Consider the following 15,610-nt stretch of genomic DNA (forward strand, 5'->3'; position numbering starts at 1 on the left):
TTGTGGGGGCGTAAGCGGTGAGCGGGATCAATCCGGCAGGCGTTTCAGGACGGAAGGGCGGCGCACGGACCATCGGGCGCATCCGCATCGCCGCAGTTGCCGCCACATTGCTCGTCGTCGCCGGCTGCGGCTCACGGCCCGGACCGGACTCGCTCGCCACCAGCGACGCCACCGCGCCAGGCGCCACCAGGCATACCATCCTCGTCGCCTCGACGCGGGCGCGCGATCCCCACCCCGGCACCTTCTACAGCGGCGAACGCACCCCGGCGCTGAGCTTCGCCAAGGTCGACCTCACCGTGCCGCCGAGCCATCAGGTCGGCGAGGTGGAATGGCCGAAGCAGCCGCCCGGCAACCCGGCCACCGAGATGGTGGTGCAGAGCGCCGCCTATCGCGAGACGCCGCAGGAGTTCAACGCCGATCTCAAGGCCGAGCTGGCGCGCCGCCCGGCCGGCCAGCGCAACGCCGTCATCTTCATCCACGGCTACAACACGCAGTTCTCGGAGGCGCTCTACCGCCTCGCGCAGATGGCCGAGGATTCCAAGTCGACCGCCGTTCCGGTGCTGTTCACCTGGGCCTCGCGCGGCGACACCGCCGACTATGTCTACGACACCAACAGCGCCACCGCCGCGCGCGACCGGCTGGAAGACACCATCCGCATGGTCTTCGCCAGCGGCGCGGACCAGGTGAGCATCTTCGCCCACTCGATGGGCAACTGGGTGACGGTCGAGGCGCTGCGGCAGATCAAGATCTCCGGCAAGGGTCTGCCGGTCGATAAGCTCGGCAACATCATCCTCGCCGCGCCGGACATCGACGTCGACGTCTTCAAGACCCAGCTCAAGCGCTTCGGCAAGCCGCCGAAGCCCTTCATCGTGGTGGTGTCGGCGGACGACAAGGCGCTCGGCTTTTCGCAGTTCATCGCCGGTGGCAAGAGCCGCCTCGGCTCCTACACCAAGGACGACGAGCTGGTCGCGCTCGGCGCGGTGGTCGCCGACATGACCGACGTGAAATCGCTCGACGAGTATAACCACGGCAAGTTTGCCCAGCTCGTCGCCATGGCGCCGGAGCTGCAATCCGTCGTCGCCTCCGCCAAGAAGAACAAGGAAGGCGGCCAGATCACCGTCGCCGGCGTGAAGCTGTTCGGCCTGGAGCAGTTCGCCTTGCAGCAGCCCAGCCGTGGCACGACGCGGCAGAGAGGGCGGGACGCGTCGACCGGCAACGACGTCGCCGCGACGACCCCGGCCGCCACCGCTGCCGAGCCGGCACCGGCGGCGACGACGACGGAGGTCGCCGAGGCGGCACAGGCAGCGCAGCCGCAATAGCGCGTGCCGCAGGCGGCCGAACCGTTCCGTCGGCGAAAGCGAGTCGCCATCGATCGCGTCCTTTCATAGGCCCCATGAAAACATCTCGTTTTCCGATGGATGGCGCCTGAATTATGGTCGCGCCCCACTGAAGCTGGAGCGCGCCCCATGTCCGCCCCGACATCCGCCTCGACCGCCATGCCTTCGCAGTCCCATACCTTCCTGCCCTTGCCGATGCTGGTGGGACTGTTCTGCGTGCTGTGGTCGTCGGCCTTCGCCGGCGCGAAGATGGCGCTCGCCGACGCCCCGCCGCTGACACTGCTGGCGATCCGGCTGCTGCTGGCCGGTGCTATCATGCTGGCGCTCGCCTGGGCAGTGGACGGGCGCCCGCGCCTCGGCCGGCGGGATATCGGCGCGCTCGTCTTCATCGGCGTGCTGAACAACGCCGTCTATCTCGGCCTCAACTGGACAGCGCTGACCTTCACCTCATCCGCCTATACGGCGGTGCTGACGAGCTGCCTGCCGCTGCTCGTCGCCCTGTTCGCCGGGCCGCTGCTGGGCGAGAAGCTGAATCTGAGCAAATGGATCGGCATCGGCCTCGGCCTTGCCGGCGTCGTCATCGTGCTGCGCTCACGGCTCGAAGGCGCTCATGAGAGCCTCGCCGGCACGCTGCTCATCGGCGGCGGCGTCACGGCGCTGGCGGCCGGCACGCTCGCCTTCAAATATTTCCGCCCGCGTGGCGGCGTGTGGACCGGCAATGCCATCCAGTGCCTCGCCGGCGGGCTTGTGCTGGTGCCCCTTGCCCTCGCCACCGAAAGCGTCTCGGACGTGCGGCTGACCGCGAACCTGTTCGGCGGCCTCGCCTTCCTCGTGGTCGGCGTGTCGATCGGCGGCTACGGGCTCTGGTTCTACCTGCTGACCCGCTCCAGCGCGACGGCGGCCTCCAGCCTGCACTTCCTGATGCCGCCGCTCGGCCTCGCCTTCGGCTGGCTGCTGCTCGGCGAGACGGTGCCGCCGCTCGACTTCGTCGGCATCGCACCGATCGCGCTCGGCATCTGGCTGGTGACGCGGCCGGGCAGAAAACCGGCCGAGCTTCAGCGGCGGGAAGACAGCGCCGCGGCCGAGGGCACCTGCATGTCGGCCAGCAATTCGTAGGAGCGCTTCTTCGCCTCCAGCAAATGGATCGGCGAGGTGATCATCAGCTCGTCCGCCAACGTCGTCTCGACGAAGCGGGCGAGCCCTTCCCTCACCTTCTCCGGCCCGCCGACCAGCAGCCGCTCGCGGTTGCGCCGGATCATGCCCCGGTCGCTGTCCTTGTAGTCATAGGCGCCCGCCTCCTCCGGCGAGGGGATCGGCGCGAACTCGCCGCGCATGCGCCGCAGATGCATCAGGTCGGCGCTGGAGGCGAGACGTTCGGCCTCCTCGTCCGTCTCGGCGCAGATCACCGAAAGGGCGAGGATCGCATGCGGCTTCGCCAACCGGTCCGAGGGGCGGAAATTGGCGCGATAGCTCAGCATGGCGTCGAGCACGTCATGGGTGGCGAAATGATGCGCGAAGGCGAAGGGAAGCCCGAGCTGCGCCGAGAGCCGCGCGCTGTAGCCGCTCGAACCGAGCAGGAAGATCGGCGGCAGCCGCACGTCGACCGGCATCACCTGGATCTTGCGGTAGGGATGGTCGGCCGGCCAGGCGCCGCTGTCCCACAGCATCAGCTCCTGCAGCCGGTCGAGGAAATCGTCCTCCGGCTCGACGCCCTGCCGGCGGCGCAGCGCATGGGCGGTGAGCTGGTCGGTGCCCGGCGCCCGGCCGAGCCCGAGATCGACGCGGCCCGGATAGAGACCCTCCAGCACCTTGAAGCGCTCGGCGACCATCAGCGGCGCGTGGTTCGGCAGCATGACGCCGCCCGAGCCGACCCGGATGCGCTGCGTCGCCGCCAGGATCTGCCCGCTCATCACATCCGGCGACCCCGAGGCGATGGAGGGCAGATTGTGGTGCTCGGCGACCCAGAAGCGGGTGTAGCCTAGCTCATCGACATGCCGCGCGAGCTCGATGGTACCGCGCAGCGCCTCGGGTCCGGTCCCGCCGGAGACGACGAAGGACAGATCGAGCACCGAGAGCGACGTGCGCGACGGATCGGAGGCCTCGTTCGAGGCCGCGGGCGAGACAGGTGTGGTGGCGTCCATGTTCGGCAGATAGGCGCGACATGGGGGAGCGCAAGATGGTTCGATAACGATCGAATTGAGAATCTCTCATGGCTTCCAGGTTGCACCCATTGCCAGAAACCGGTTGCACCTGTATGTGGTGGGCGATCTTGATCGGGTATAACCTTCGGGGGCGGGCATGGCGACGACGACCATCGGCGTGAAGATCGACGACGAGCTGCGGTCCCGGCTCAAGGCCGCCGCCGAAGGTCAGGGGCGCACGCCGCATGCGCTGGTGAAGCAGGCGCTGGTGAACGCCGTCGAGCGCGCCGAGCTCGGGTTGCACCCTGAGGAGCAACCACCGCTTCCCTTCACGCCCTCCGACGTCGAGAGCCCCTTCCTCGATTTCGCCCGCGGCGTACGCCCCCAATCGGTGCTGCGTGCCCGCATCACCGGCGCCTATCGCGTGCCGGAGCCGGAATGCGTGCCGCTGCTCATCGCCGAGGCGACGCTGCCGGACCACAGGGCGCAGGCCGCGAAGGAACGCGCGGCCTCCCTCGTCGCCGCGCTGCGCGAAAAGGGCCAGAAGGGCGCGGTGGAAGGCCTGATCCACGAATATTCGCTCTCGTCCCAGGAAGGCGTCGCGCTGATGTGCCTCGCCGAGGCGCTGCTGCGCATTCCCGACCGCGCCACTCGCGACGCGCTGATCCGCGACAAGATCGGCGTCGGCGACTGGCAGTCGCATGTCGGCCACTCGCCCTCGCTGTTCGTGAACGCCGCCACATGGGGCCTCGTCGTCACCGGCAAGCTGACCAGCACAACCAGCGAGACCGGCCTGACCGGCGCCCTCACCCGGCTGATCGGTCGCGGCGGCGAGCCGCTGATCCGCAAGGGCGTCGACCTCGCCATGCGGATGATGGGCGAGCAGTTCGTCACCGGCCAGACCATCTCCGAGGCGCTGGCCAATTCGCGGAAGATGGAGGCCAAGGGCTTCCGCTATTCCTTCGACATGCTCGGCGAGGCCGCCACCACGGAGGCGGATGCCGCGCGCTATCTGGCGGATTACGAACAGGCCATCCATGCCATCGGCAAAGCGTCGGACCGGCGCGGCATCTATGAAGGGCCGGGCATCTCGATCAAGCTCTCGGCCCTGCACCCGCGCTATTCCCGCGCCCAGTATGACCGCGTCATCGGCGAGTTGCTGCCGCGCCTCGTGCATCTCGCCCGCCTCGCGCGGCACTACGACATCGGCCTCAACATCGATGCCGAGGAGGCCGACCGGCTCGAACTGTCGCTCGACCTGCTTGAATCGCTTTGTTTCGAAGAGACGCTAAGTGGCTGGAACGGCATCGGTTTCGTCGTCCAGGCGTACCAGAAGCGCTGCCCCTATGTGATCGACTATCTGATCGACCTCGCCCGCCGCAGCGGCCACCGGCTGATGATCCGGCTGGTCAAGGGCGCCTATTGGGACAGCGAGATCAAGCGCGCCCAGCTCGACGGGCTGGAGGGTTTCCCGGTCTACACCCGCAAGGTGCACACCGACGTCTCCTACCTCGCCTGCGCCCGCAAGATGCTCGCGGCGCCGGACGCGATCTTCCCGCAATTTGCCACCCACAACGCGCAGACCCTCGCGACCGTCATGGAGATGGCGGGCGGCAATTATTATGGCGGCCAGTACGAGTTCCAGTGCCTGCACGGCATGGGCGAGCCGCTCTATGAGGAGGTGGTCGGCCGCGACAAGCTGAACCGCCCCTGCCGCGTCTATGCGCCGGTCGGCACGCATGAGACGCTGCTCGCCTATCTCGTCCGCCGCCTGCTGGAGAACGGCGCCAATTCCTCCTTCGTGAACCGCATCGCGGACGAGACAGTCAGCATCGACGAGCTCGTCGCCAATCCGGTCGACGTGGCCCGGGCCGTCGAGCCGCTCGGCAGCCCGCACCCGAAGATCGCGCTGCCGGCGGCCCTGTTCGGGGCCGAGCGCCGCAACTCGGAGGGGCTCGACCTTTCCAACGAACAGCGCCTCGCCTCACTCGCCGCCGCGCTGCTGGCCTCCTCGGCCGCGCCTCTCCATGCGACGCCGCTACTCGGCGACGGCCCGGCGGCCGGCATTCCGCGCACCCTGCTCAACCCCGCCGACCGGCGCGACGTCGTCGGCACGGTGGAGGACGCGACGCCCGAGATCGTCGCGCGCGCCATGGAGCAGGCGGCGGCCGCCGCGCCGATCTGGCAGTCCACCCCCCCGGCCGAGCGTGCCCAGTGCCTGATCCGCGCCGCCGACCTCATGGAATCGCGCATGCCGATGCTGATCGGCGTCATCGTCCGCGAGGCCGGCAAGTCGCTCGCCAATGCCATCGGCGAGGTGCGCGAGGCGGTCGATTTCCTGCGCTACTACGGCGTGCAGGTGCGCGACCAGTTCTCCAACGACACCCACCGTCCGCTTGGGCCGGTGGTGTGCATCAGCCCGTGGAACTTCCCGCTCGCCATCTTCACCGGGCAGGTCGCCGCCGCGCTCGCCGCCGGCAATCCGGTGCTCGCCAAGCCGGCGGAGGAGACCCCGCTGATCGCCGGCCTTGCCGTCGGCATCCTGCGCGAGGCCGGCGTGCCGGCCGGCGCGGTACAATATCTGCCCGGCGCCGGAAATGTCGGCGCGGCGCTGGTCGCCGATCCGGCGACGCGCGGCGTGATGTTCACCGGCTCGACCGAGGTCGCCCGGCTGATCCAAGCGGAGCTCGCCAAGCGCCTCAGCCCCGAGGGCCGCGCGATCCCGCTGATCGCCGAGACCGGCGGCCAGAACGCGATGATCGTCGATTCCTCGGCGCTCGCCGAGCAGGTGGTCGGCGACGTCATCGCCTCCGCCTTCGATTCCGCCGGCCAGCGCTGCTCCGCCCTGCGCATCCTCTGCGTTCAGGACGACGTGGCGGACCGCATCCTCGCCATGCTGAAGGGGGCGCTGAAGGAGATCGCGGTCGGCAATCCGGTGCGGCTGTCGACCGATGTCGGCCCGGTCATCACCGACGAGGCACGCGCGACCATCGAGGCGCATATCGAGCGGCTGCGCGAGGCGGGCCGCGCTGTCGAGCAGCTCGAGCTGCGGCCCGAATGCGCGCACGGCACCTTCGTGCCGCCGACGCTGATCGAGATCGATGACATCGCCGAGTTGAAGCGCGAGGTGTTCGGCCCGGTGCTGCATGTGGTGCGCTTCAAGCGCGAGGCGCTGGACGAGCTGATCGCCGCGATCAACGCCACCGGCTACGGTCTCACCTTCGGCCTGCATACCCGCATCGACGAGACCATCGCGCATGTCACCGAGCGCATCTCGGTCGGCAATGTCTATGTGAACCGCAACATCATCGGCGCCGTGGTCGGCGTGCAGTCCTTCGGCGGCCACGGCCTCTCCGGCACCGGCCCGAAGGCCGGCGGCCCGCTCTATCTGCGCCGCCTGCTCTCCCTCCGCCCGGAGGCTTCGCCGCTCGCCGGCACGGCGCAGGCGCCGGAGCCGGCGCGTCTCTGGCTCGACTTCCTCACCGATCCGCTGGCGCGCGAACGCGTCGCCGCCGTCCTCGACGCCGCGCTCCCCGGCACCGCGATCGAGCTTCCGGGCCCGGTCGGCGAGCGCAACATCTATGCGCTGGAGCCGCGCGGCACCGTGCTGTGCCTGCCCTCGACCGAGCTCGGTCTCGCCGTGCAGGTCGCAGCGGCGTTGGCGACCGGAAACCGCGTGCTGCTGGAGACTACCGACGCTCCCAAGCTGCCCAAGGCGCTCCGCGGGCTCGTCGACACGACGACCGACCTCGCCGAAGCGAGGTTCGATGCGGTGCTGTTCGAAGGCGACAGCGACACGCTGCGCCAACTCGCCCAACAGATGGCGGCGCGGCCGGGTCCGCTCGTCATGGTGCATGGCGCGAGTTCCGAGGGCCTCGCACGCGGCGGCGAGACCTATCCGCTGGACATGCTGGTGCTGGAGCGCTCCACCAGCACCAACACAGCGGCAGCCGGCGGCAATGCCAGCCTGATGACGATCGGCTGAGCCTCCGGCCGCCAGCGGAAGGCTGGCGGCCGCTGCGTCATTTTGCGAAGATGCGGCCCCCGCAGCCGGCGCCGATAACGCCGGGCCGGGACCGAGGCCGGGAGGCGATGGACGAACACCGCAATTCCTTCGACGCGCTGCGGCTGCTCGCCGCGCTGCTCGTCCTTGTCGGCCACCTGCACGGTATGCTCGGCAATCCGCTGGCGATGGTCCCGCTGGTCCACCTGCCGTTGGAGAGCGTCGGCGTCACCATCTTCTTCTTCGTCAGCGGCTATCTGATCTCGCGGAGCGTGCTGCGCGGCGCCTCTGCGCGCTACTACATCGCCTCGCGCATGCTGCGCATCTATCCGGGCCTCATCGTGGCGCTGCTCGCCTCGATCGCGCTCGGCCTTGTCATCGGCCGCCTGCCGCCCGCCCAGTTCCTCGCCGATCCGGGTACGCTGCGCTTCCTGTTCGGCAACCTCGTCCCGTTCTTCCAGGAACAGCCGATCGCCCTGCCCGGCGTGTTCGAGACCGCCATATGGCCGGCGGTCAATGGCTCGCTCTGGACCATCAAATACGAGCTGATCTGCTACCTAATCTTCTTCGCCTTCTGCCTGATCCCGCAGCCGCGGCTCAGGCTCGCGGCGATGGCCTGTGCGGTCGCGACCTTCTTCATCTATGCCTATGTCGTCTTTCCAAAGCTGCCGCCCCCCTCGCCGGATATCCTGTTCACATGGGTGAACCGCTACTATTTCGTGCTGTTCACCTTCTGCTTCGGCCTCGGCTCGGCACTGGCGATGCTGTCGAGCCTGCGCTGGTTCGATTTCCGGCTGGCGGCCGTGGTGGCGGCGGCGCTGGTCTTCGCCCTCCCCGGCACCGATCTCGGACGCGCGGCCAATCTGCTGCTCATCTGCACGCTGTCGCTCGGCATCGCGCGACTGCGCATTCCGGTGCTCTCGCGCGTCGACCGTGTCGGCGACCTGTCCTATGGCGTCTATCTCTACGCCTATCCGGTGTCGAACTTCGGCGCGACCTACCTCGCCGGCACCCTGCCGGTGTGGGGCATCTACGCCTTCACGCTGGTCGTCACCTTCGCGCTCGCCTTCCTCTCGTGGAAGCTCGTCGAGGCGCCCGCCCTCGCCCTGCGCCGCAGGCTGCGGCGCACGCCACGGCCCGCCGTGCCCGTGAGCGAGCCCTCCGAGGCGCTGAACAACGCGGCCTGAGGATCAGTGGCGGGCGCTCTTGATCCGGCGCTCGACGCTCTGGCTGAACAGCGACATCGCATAGCAGCAGACGAAGAAGACGAGGGCGGCGAAGGCGTAGCCCTCGCGGCCGAGGCCGAGCCAGTTCGGGTCCTTCAGCGACTGGCCGACGATGCCGAGCAGGTCGAACAGGCCAATGATCGAGACCAGCGTCGTGTCCTTGAACAGGTCGATCACCGTGTTCACGATGCCCGGCACCACCAGCCGGAAGGCCTGCGGCAGCACCACCTGCCGGTGAGCGCCCCAGAAGCCGAGGCCGATCGCTGCCGCGGCCTCGTACTGCCCCCTGGGTACGCCCTGCAGGCCGCCCCGGATGATCTCGGCGAAATAGGCCGAGACGAAAAGCGACAGGCCGACGATGGCGCGCAGCAGCCGGTCGAAGGTGATGCCCTCCGGCAGGAACATCGGCAGCATCACCATCGCCATGAACAGCACGGTGAGCAGCGGCACGCCGCGCAGCACCTCGATGAAGATCGTGCAGGCCCAGCGGATGACCGGCAGGCCGGAGCGGCGCCCGAGTGCCAGCAGCACGCCGAGGGGCAGCGAGATGGCGACGGTGGCGAAGGTCAGGATGATATTGAGCGAAAGCCCGCCCCATTGATCGGTGGGGACGAAGGCGAGGCCGAACACGCCGCCCACCATCAGCACGCCGACGATCGCCGGGCAGAGCGTGACGAGCAGCGCCACGCACAACACACGGAAGGGATTGCGCGGCCAGATGGCGAGCGCGGTGAAGGCGAGGAGCACGAGCCCGGCGAGGTTCACCCGCCAGCGTTCCGCCGGCGCATAGCGCCCATAGATGAACTGGTCCAGCCGATCGGCGATGAAGGCCCAGCACGCGCCGCCGCCGCAGACGGCACGGCTGGAGCCAACGAAGACCGCGTCGAGGAAGGCCCAGCGGAACAGCGCCGGCAGGACGACGGCCAGAACCACGATGGTGAACACGGTCAGCAGGCCCATCAGCGGCGAGCTGAACAGGTTGGTATGGATCCAGCGCCGGATCTTCTCGGTCATCGATCAGCGTTCCTTCAGCGCGACCCGCTCGTTCAGCCGGGCAAGGGCGGCGGAGGCCGCGAGATTGATGACCAGGAAGACGCCCATGACGATCACCATCACCTCGATGGCGCGGCCGGACTGGTTCAGCACCGTACCGGCGAAGATCTGCACGATCTCCGGATAGGCAATGGCGGCGCCAAGCGATGAGCTCTTGATGAGGTTCAGATATTGATTGGTGATCTGCGGGATCATCAGCCGCAGCGCCTGCGGCAGGATCACCAGCCGGAGCGTCAGCCATGGCTTGAGCCCGAGGCTGCGCGCCGCCTCCACCTGGCCGCGGCTGATTGCCTCGACCGATGCACGGACGATCTCAGCGATGAAGGCGGCGCTATAGAGCGAAAGCCCCGCCCAGAGCGCCACCAGCTCCGGCGGCAGCACCATGCCTCCGGAGAAGTTGAATCCCTTCAGCGCCGGCATGCTCCAGCCCTTCAGGCTGACGACGAGGGCGGCGAGCAGCGCCAGCGGCAGCAGCCAGAAGACGCTGCTCCTGCGCGGCTCGACCGGAAGCCAGCGGCGCAGCAGCGGCACCAGCGCGAAGCTCAGGAAGAAGACGATCAGCAACACGCTGCTCCACGCGCCGCCTATCGGCGCCGGCAGGAACAGACCGCGGATATTGAGATAAGCGAAGCCGCCGATGGAGAGGCTTTCCCTCGCCAATGGCAGCAGTTGCAGAACGCCGACATACCAGAACACGATCTGCAGGAGCTGCGGCGTGTTACGCACGAGCTCAATGATCGCGCTGGAGACGGTCTCCAGCAGCCAGTTGCCGGACAGCCGCATCACGCCGAGGCCGAAGCCGAGGATCGTCGCCGTCACGATACCCAGCGCCGACACCAGCAGCGTGTTGGCGAACGCGGTCACCAGCGCCATGAAATAGGTGTCGGTCGGCGCAAAGGACAGGATCTGGAACGGCATTCCGAAGCCGGCGACGCTGCCGAGGAAGCCGAAATCGAGCTGCATGCCGCGGCGCGCGAGATGGCTCGCCGCGTTATGCCCGAACCACAGGATGAAGAACCCGCCGATCGCGATGGCCACGCCCTGCACGAGCAGGGCGTGGGAGGGTTTCATCGGCCACAGCGCGGAGTTTCCGGAACGGCTCTTCCGTGCCATGAACGATCTCAACGGAACGGCAGGGGATAATGCAGGCCGCCCTGGTTCCATAGGTTGTTGATGCCGCGCGGCAGGCCGAGGGCCTTCGGGCCGAAATAGGCATCGTAGATCTGTCCGTAATTGCCTTCCGCCTTGATGGCGCGGGCAAAGGCCTCGTTGTCGAGGCCGAGCTTCTTGCCGAAATCGCCCTCGAGACCGAGCACGCGGCGCACGAAGGGATCGGTCGAGCTCTTCTTCTCGTCGACATTCTCCTTGGTGATGCCGAACTCCTCGGCGGTCTTCAGCGCGGCGTCGACCCAGAAGACGATGTCGGACCAGCGATAGTCGCCGTCGCGGGTGTGGAGGCCGAGCGGCTCCTTGGAGATCACTTCCGGCAGGATCATCCAGTCGTCCGGCACCTTCATGGTCGAGCGCGCCGCCGCGAGCGAGCCAGTGTCGTCGGTGTAGCCGTCACAGCGCCCGCTCTCGGCGGCGGCGAAGGCCTCCTCCGACTTCTCGAACAGCAGCGAGTTGATCGTCGTGCCCTTGGAGCGTGCATAGTCCGCGATGTTGAGCTCGAGCGTGGCGCCGGTGAGCATGCACATGGTGGCGCCGTTGAGCTCGGCCGCCGACTTCACACCGAGGCTCTTGCGCACCATGAAGCCTTGGCCCGCATAGAAATTGATGGCGACCTCGGTGAGCCCGAGATCGATGTCACGGCCGAAGGTGAGGGTCGAGTCGCGGATCAGCACGTCGATCTCGCCCGACTGCAGCACGGTGAAGCGCACCTTGGCGGTCGTGCCGACATATTTCACCTTGTTCGGATCGCCGAGCACCGCGGCGGCCAGCGCCTTGCAATAGGCGACGTCGAAACCCTTCCAGGCGCCGGAGGAATCCTGGAAGGCGAAGCCCGGAATGCCGGCGTCGACGCCGCAGACCAGCTCGCCGCGCTTCTTGATCGCCTCCACCGTCGGCCCCGGCGGCGGAATCGTCTGGGCCATGGCGGAGGCGCTCAGCAGCGCGCCGCCGGCGAGCGAAAACATGGTCTTGAGGAGAGTACGGCCAGCTTTCGTCACGGCGATATTCCTCTGTGAAGGTTGGAAGGGCTCTTTGTTTTGTTGGGATTTCAGGCGGCGGCGTAGTCGATGGGATCGGCGTGCCAGCCGGCCTTCCGCTTGGCCCAGTAGGTCTCGCGGATCTTCTGGCTCAGCGGACCCGGCCGGTCGTTGTTGAGGATCCGCCCGTCGAGGCGGCTGACGCCGATGGGACCGCCGGCGGTCGACGACAGCAGGATCTCGTCGGCATCGCGCAATTCGTCGACGCTCACGTCCCGCACCTCGCAGGGCAGGCCCAGCTCGGCGCAAAGCTCGAGTACGGACAGCCGCGTGATGCCGCCGAGCACGTTGCGATCCGGCGTCGCGACGACCCCGTCGGTGATGCAGAAGACATTGTAGCCGGGGCCTTCGGTGACGTTGCCGGCCGCGTCCAGAAGGATCGGATTGTCGGCGCCGCGCTCATCGGCCTCGAACAGGGCGGCGGTCATGTCCGCCCAGTGGAAGTTCTTCGCCCGCGCATTGACGGAGGCCTCGGGGATGCGCGGCGTCGAGGCGATGATCATGTGCGCGCCGCGCTCGATCACCTCGGGCTTCATGAGCCAGATGAACGGAACCGCATAGGCGACGAGATAGGGCCGCGCGTTCTTGGGATGGTACTGGACGCCGGGCACCGGACGCCCGCGTAGGCAGTCCATCGCGACATAGGCCTCGCGCAGGCCGGCCAGCGCCACGAGCTTGTGCAGGATCTCGCGGATTTCCGCGTCGGTCTCCCGCGGCACCAGCCGCGCGAACTCCATCGAGGCGCGGAAACGCTTGAGATGGTCGTCGAGACGGAAGAACGCGCCGTCCCAGACGCTGGCGACGTCATAGACCACGTCCGATCGGCGATAGCCCCAGTCGGTGACCGGAATGCGGGCCTCGCTGAGCGGGACATAGGCGCCGTCCATATAGGCGGCCCCTGTGGCGAAGGCTGAACTGGCGGCGTCCGTCGGCGAAGTGCTCAGGAGGGTCATGTCACCTGGTCCGTTTCGGCGCAATGGCTGCCGCCGTGACATGGCATGGCCGAGCGCCAACACCATCCAGCACCTGGGCGAACAGCGGAAATCCGGGAGTTGGCGCGGCGTCCTTCTGTGATCACAGCAGGAATGCAGGAACTATAAGGAGGTCATACAAGCTGTCAATTACTTCGGGTGAGCATAAAATATGCGAACATGGATGGAAAAATGTGCAAATATCTACTGACGACCAATGACCATCGACCTCGTGTGATCACGATCATTCGCAAATCGGAGCGCGCCGTTCCGTAAGTGAATTCCGTGGTATAGCCGATGCGAGCCGGCACGCGGGGGCGCTTTCGCCGGCTGCTGGAAATTTGGACAGGCAAGCAATGACCGATCTCGATGCGGCGAAGACCGGCACACTCTCGGGGCAGATCGCGGACGCCCTGCGGCTGCGGCTGCTGATGGGCGAATTCCTGCCCGGCGCCAAGGTCTCCCTTCGCTCGCTGGCGGCCGGCTACGGCACCAGCATGCAGCCGGTGCGCGATGCCATTTCCTCGCTCGTGGCCGAGGACGCGCTGGAGATCACGTCCGCGCGCGTCATCCAGGTTCCCGAGCTGAGCCGCCAGAGCTGCGACGACATCTTCCGCATGCGCGCGCTCGTCGAAGGCGAGGCCGCCGCCCTCTTCGTGCTGCGGGCGACCGAGCGGGAATTCGTCCAGTTGCATGCGCTGTCCGAGGCAGTCAGGCCCGCGCAGATGGGAGTACCCTTCACCCAGCACATGCTCGAGCACATCCGCGGCTTCAACGACTGGTCGTTCTTCATCGCCGACCGGTGCGGCTCGCCCTTCATGACGACGCTCATCCGGCGGCTGCGCGTGCGCATGGCGCCGATCGTCGCGCTGGCCCTCACGCGCGACGCGCAGGAGGACTACTCCTTCCTGGAATTCTCCACCCACATCATGATGGAGATGGCTTGGGCCGCGCGCTCGCGCGACGGCGGGCGGATGCGCGACCTGAGGCGCTCGGACATCCTCACCTATCAGCGCTATTTGTATCGCCGCCTCGGCTGGCAGCTCGAGACCGAGGCCACGGCAACGTCGCAGGGCTTCACGTCTCCTCCGTGATCACAAGCGGAAGCCGCGGCCGGAGAGGGCTCGTCGGACGACGCATCGCCGACGAAATTATACTGCGCAAATACCTGACGACAACGTTCGCCGCTTGACCTGCGCCACGATCCGCCACTAGCCTTCGCGTACGTGTGATCACACATGAGCGAGGACGCCGATGAACGTCGCGATAAGGGGTGCCAACCACCCCGGCAATCTGGCCATGCTGCCATTCTCCAACCTGCAGAAGCTGCGGGAAGAGCGCCCGCTGATGTTCGTGCGGGGCAAGGGCATCTACACCTTCGACGAGCACGGCCGCGACTACATCGAGGCGGTCTCGACCTTCTACTGCGTCAATCTCGGCTTCAGCGACGAGGAGCTGGTCGAGGCCGCGGTGGAGCAGCTTCGCGCGCTGCCGATGTACCCCTCCGGCATCCACCGCACCGTGCCGGTCGTCATGGAGCTGGCCGAGCGGCTCGCCGAGGTCTCGCCGGTGCGCGGTGGTCATGTGATGTTCGCCACCACCGGCTCGGAGGCCAACGACCAGTTGGTCAAGTTCACCTGGTATGCAAACCGCGTCGCCGGCGAGCCCAGGCGCCGCAAGATCATCTCGCGGCGCGCCAGCTATCACGGCGGCACCATCGCCACCACCGCACTCGGCGGGAGCCCCGGCCTGCAGGAGGCGTTCGGCATCCCGACCGGCGACAGCCTCTTCGTCTCGCACCCCACATGGCCGATCGGCGCCCTGCCCGGCGAAACCGAGGAGGCTTATGCCGACCGCCTGGTCGACGAGCTCAGGCAGGTGATCGAGGAGGCCGGCCCCGAGACGGTGGCCGCCTTTATCGCCGAGCCGGTGTCGGTCTCCTCGGGCATGTTCCCTCCCCCCAAGGGCTATTTCCAGAAGATCAAGGCGCTGCTCGATGGCTACGGCATCCGGCTCTACGCCGACGAGGTCGTCACCGGCTTCGGCCGCACCGGGAAGATGTGGGGCAGCGAGGCACTCGGCATCGAGCCGGACTGCATCAGTTGCGCCAAAGGCCTGTCCGGCGCCTACCAGCCCATCTCGGCGGTCGTCATGTCGGATGCGTTCTACGGCCATCTCGAAGACGGCAGCAACGCCGCCGGCATCTTCAACCACGGCAGCACCTATGGCGGCCACCCCGTATCCGCCGCCGTGGCGCTCAAGGTCCTCGACATCTATGAGCGGCGCAACATCCTCGGCCATGTCCAGTCGATCATGCCGGTCTGGCAGAAGGCGCTCGCCGGGCTCGAGGACCATCCGCTGGTCACCGCCACCCGCTGCTTCGGCCTCGCCGGCGCGGTGCAGATCGCACCGCCGGGCGAAAGGGGGCCCGCGGCCGCCTCGCCCTCGCTCGCGCCCGGCGGCCTCAGCCAGACGCTGTACGAGGCCGGGCTGGCGGCGGGCGTCGTCGTGCGTCCTCTGCAGGGCTGCGTCGTCCTCTCGCCGCCGCTGATCATCACTGAAGCGGAGATCGGCGAACTGGCGCGCCGCCTCCGCCTCGCGCTCGACGCCACGCTCTCCACTCTCCCGCGCTGACGCGCCAAGGCTACGGCAGGACGACACGCCTTCCTGCC

Annotated in this window: 11 protein-coding genes; 6 read left to right on the forward strand and 5 right to left on the reverse strand. The window is 67.8% G+C overall.

Going from position 1 to position 15,610, the window contains the following annotated elements:
• Positions 1–17: 17 nt before the first annotated feature.
• Together U742_RS0120275 and U742_RS0120280 are read left to right on the forward strand one after the other, a co-directional pair.
• Complete coding sequence (locus U742_RS0120275) at positions 18–1,319, forward strand: alpha/beta hydrolase (protein ID WP_051661374.1); 1,302 nt, start codon at positions 18–20, stop codon at positions 1,317–1,319.
• A 147-nt stretch (positions 1,320–1,466) separates the two neighbouring features.
• Positions 1,467–2,453: a DMT family transporter gene (locus U742_RS0120280; RefSeq protein ID WP_248310443.1), complete on the forward strand. Its 987-nt coding sequence runs from the start codon at positions 1,467–1,469 to the stop codon at positions 2,451–2,453.
• Here U742_RS0120280 and U742_RS0120285 read toward each other — a convergent pair.
• A complete protein-coding gene (locus tag U742_RS0120285) occupies positions 2,393–3,478 on the reverse strand; it encodes an LLM class flavin-dependent oxidoreductase (RefSeq protein ID WP_051661375.1) in 1,086 nt (361 codons plus the stop codon). The genes U742_RS0120280 and U742_RS0120285 overlap by 61 nt on opposite strands.
• A 157-nt stretch (positions 3,479–3,635) precedes the next feature.
• Here U742_RS0120285 and putA point away from each other — a divergent pair, with 157 nt between their 5' ends.
• Positions 3,636–7,463, forward strand: a complete 3,828-nt coding sequence (gene putA / locus U742_RS0120290; RefSeq protein ID WP_029356398.1) for a trifunctional transcriptional regulator/proline dehydrogenase/L-glutamate gamma-semialdehyde dehydrogenase — start codon at positions 3,636–3,638, stop codon at positions 7,461–7,463.
• A 107-nt stretch (positions 7,464–7,570) separates the two neighbouring features.
• The gene (locus tag U742_RS0120295; RefSeq protein ID WP_029356399.1) at positions 7,571–8,668 is read left to right on the forward strand and encodes an acyltransferase family protein; all 1,098 of its coding nucleotides are present in this window, start codon (positions 7,571–7,573) and stop codon (positions 8,666–8,668) included.
• Between the two features lie 3 nt (positions 8,669–8,671).
• Here the strand turns inward: U742_RS0120295 and U742_RS0120300 are convergent, their stop codons facing one another.
• The 4 genes from U742_RS0120300 to U742_RS0120315 are packed head-to-tail and all read right to left on the reverse strand — an operon-like array spanning position 8,672 to position 12,920.
• Complete coding sequence (locus U742_RS0120300) at positions 8,672–9,721, reverse strand: amino acid ABC transporter permease (RefSeq protein ID WP_051661376.1); 1,050 nt, start codon at positions 9,719–9,721, stop codon at positions 8,672–8,674.
• A 3-nt stretch (positions 9,722–9,724) separates the two neighbouring features.
• Entirely contained in the window at positions 9,725–10,831 is a 1,107-nt protein-coding gene (locus U742_RS0120305) for an amino acid ABC transporter permease (RefSeq protein WP_038362266.1), read from the reverse strand.
• 50 nt (positions 10,832–10,881) lie between these two features.
• Entirely contained in the window at positions 10,882–11,928 is a 1,047-nt protein-coding gene (locus U742_RS0120310) for an amino acid ABC transporter substrate-binding protein (protein ID WP_248310444.1), read from the reverse strand.
• Positions 11,929–11,978: 50 nt separating this feature from the next.
• Positions 11,979–12,920 carry a branched-chain amino acid--2-keto-4-methylthiobutyrate aminotransferase gene (locus U742_RS0120315; RefSeq protein ID WP_029356407.1) on the reverse strand — a complete coding sequence of 314 codons (942 nt, stop codon included), beginning with the start codon at positions 12,918–12,920 and terminating at the stop codon, positions 11,979–11,981.
• Positions 12,921–13,294: 374 nt separating this feature from the next.
• Here U742_RS0120315 and U742_RS22700 point away from each other — a divergent pair, with 374 nt between their 5' ends.
• Both U742_RS22700 and U742_RS0120325 read left to right on the forward strand, forming a co-directional pair.
• Positions 13,295–14,032, forward strand: a complete 738-nt coding sequence (locus U742_RS22700) for a GntR family transcriptional regulator (protein ID WP_051661377.1) — start codon at positions 13,295–13,297, stop codon at positions 14,030–14,032.
• Positions 14,033–14,192: 160 nt separating this feature from the next.
• Positions 14,193–15,572 (forward strand): aminotransferase class III-fold pyridoxal phosphate-dependent enzyme, encoded by a 1,380-nt coding sequence (locus U742_RS0120325; protein ID WP_051661378.1) that lies wholly within the window; start codon positions 14,193–14,195, stop codon positions 15,570–15,572.
• Positions 15,573–15,610 lie beyond the last annotated feature (38 nt).

The sequence above is a fragment of the Allobosea sp. 117 genome (assembly GCF_000702305.1).
Lineage (GTDB): Bacteria > Pseudomonadota > Alphaproteobacteria > Rhizobiales > Xanthobacteraceae > Ancylobacter.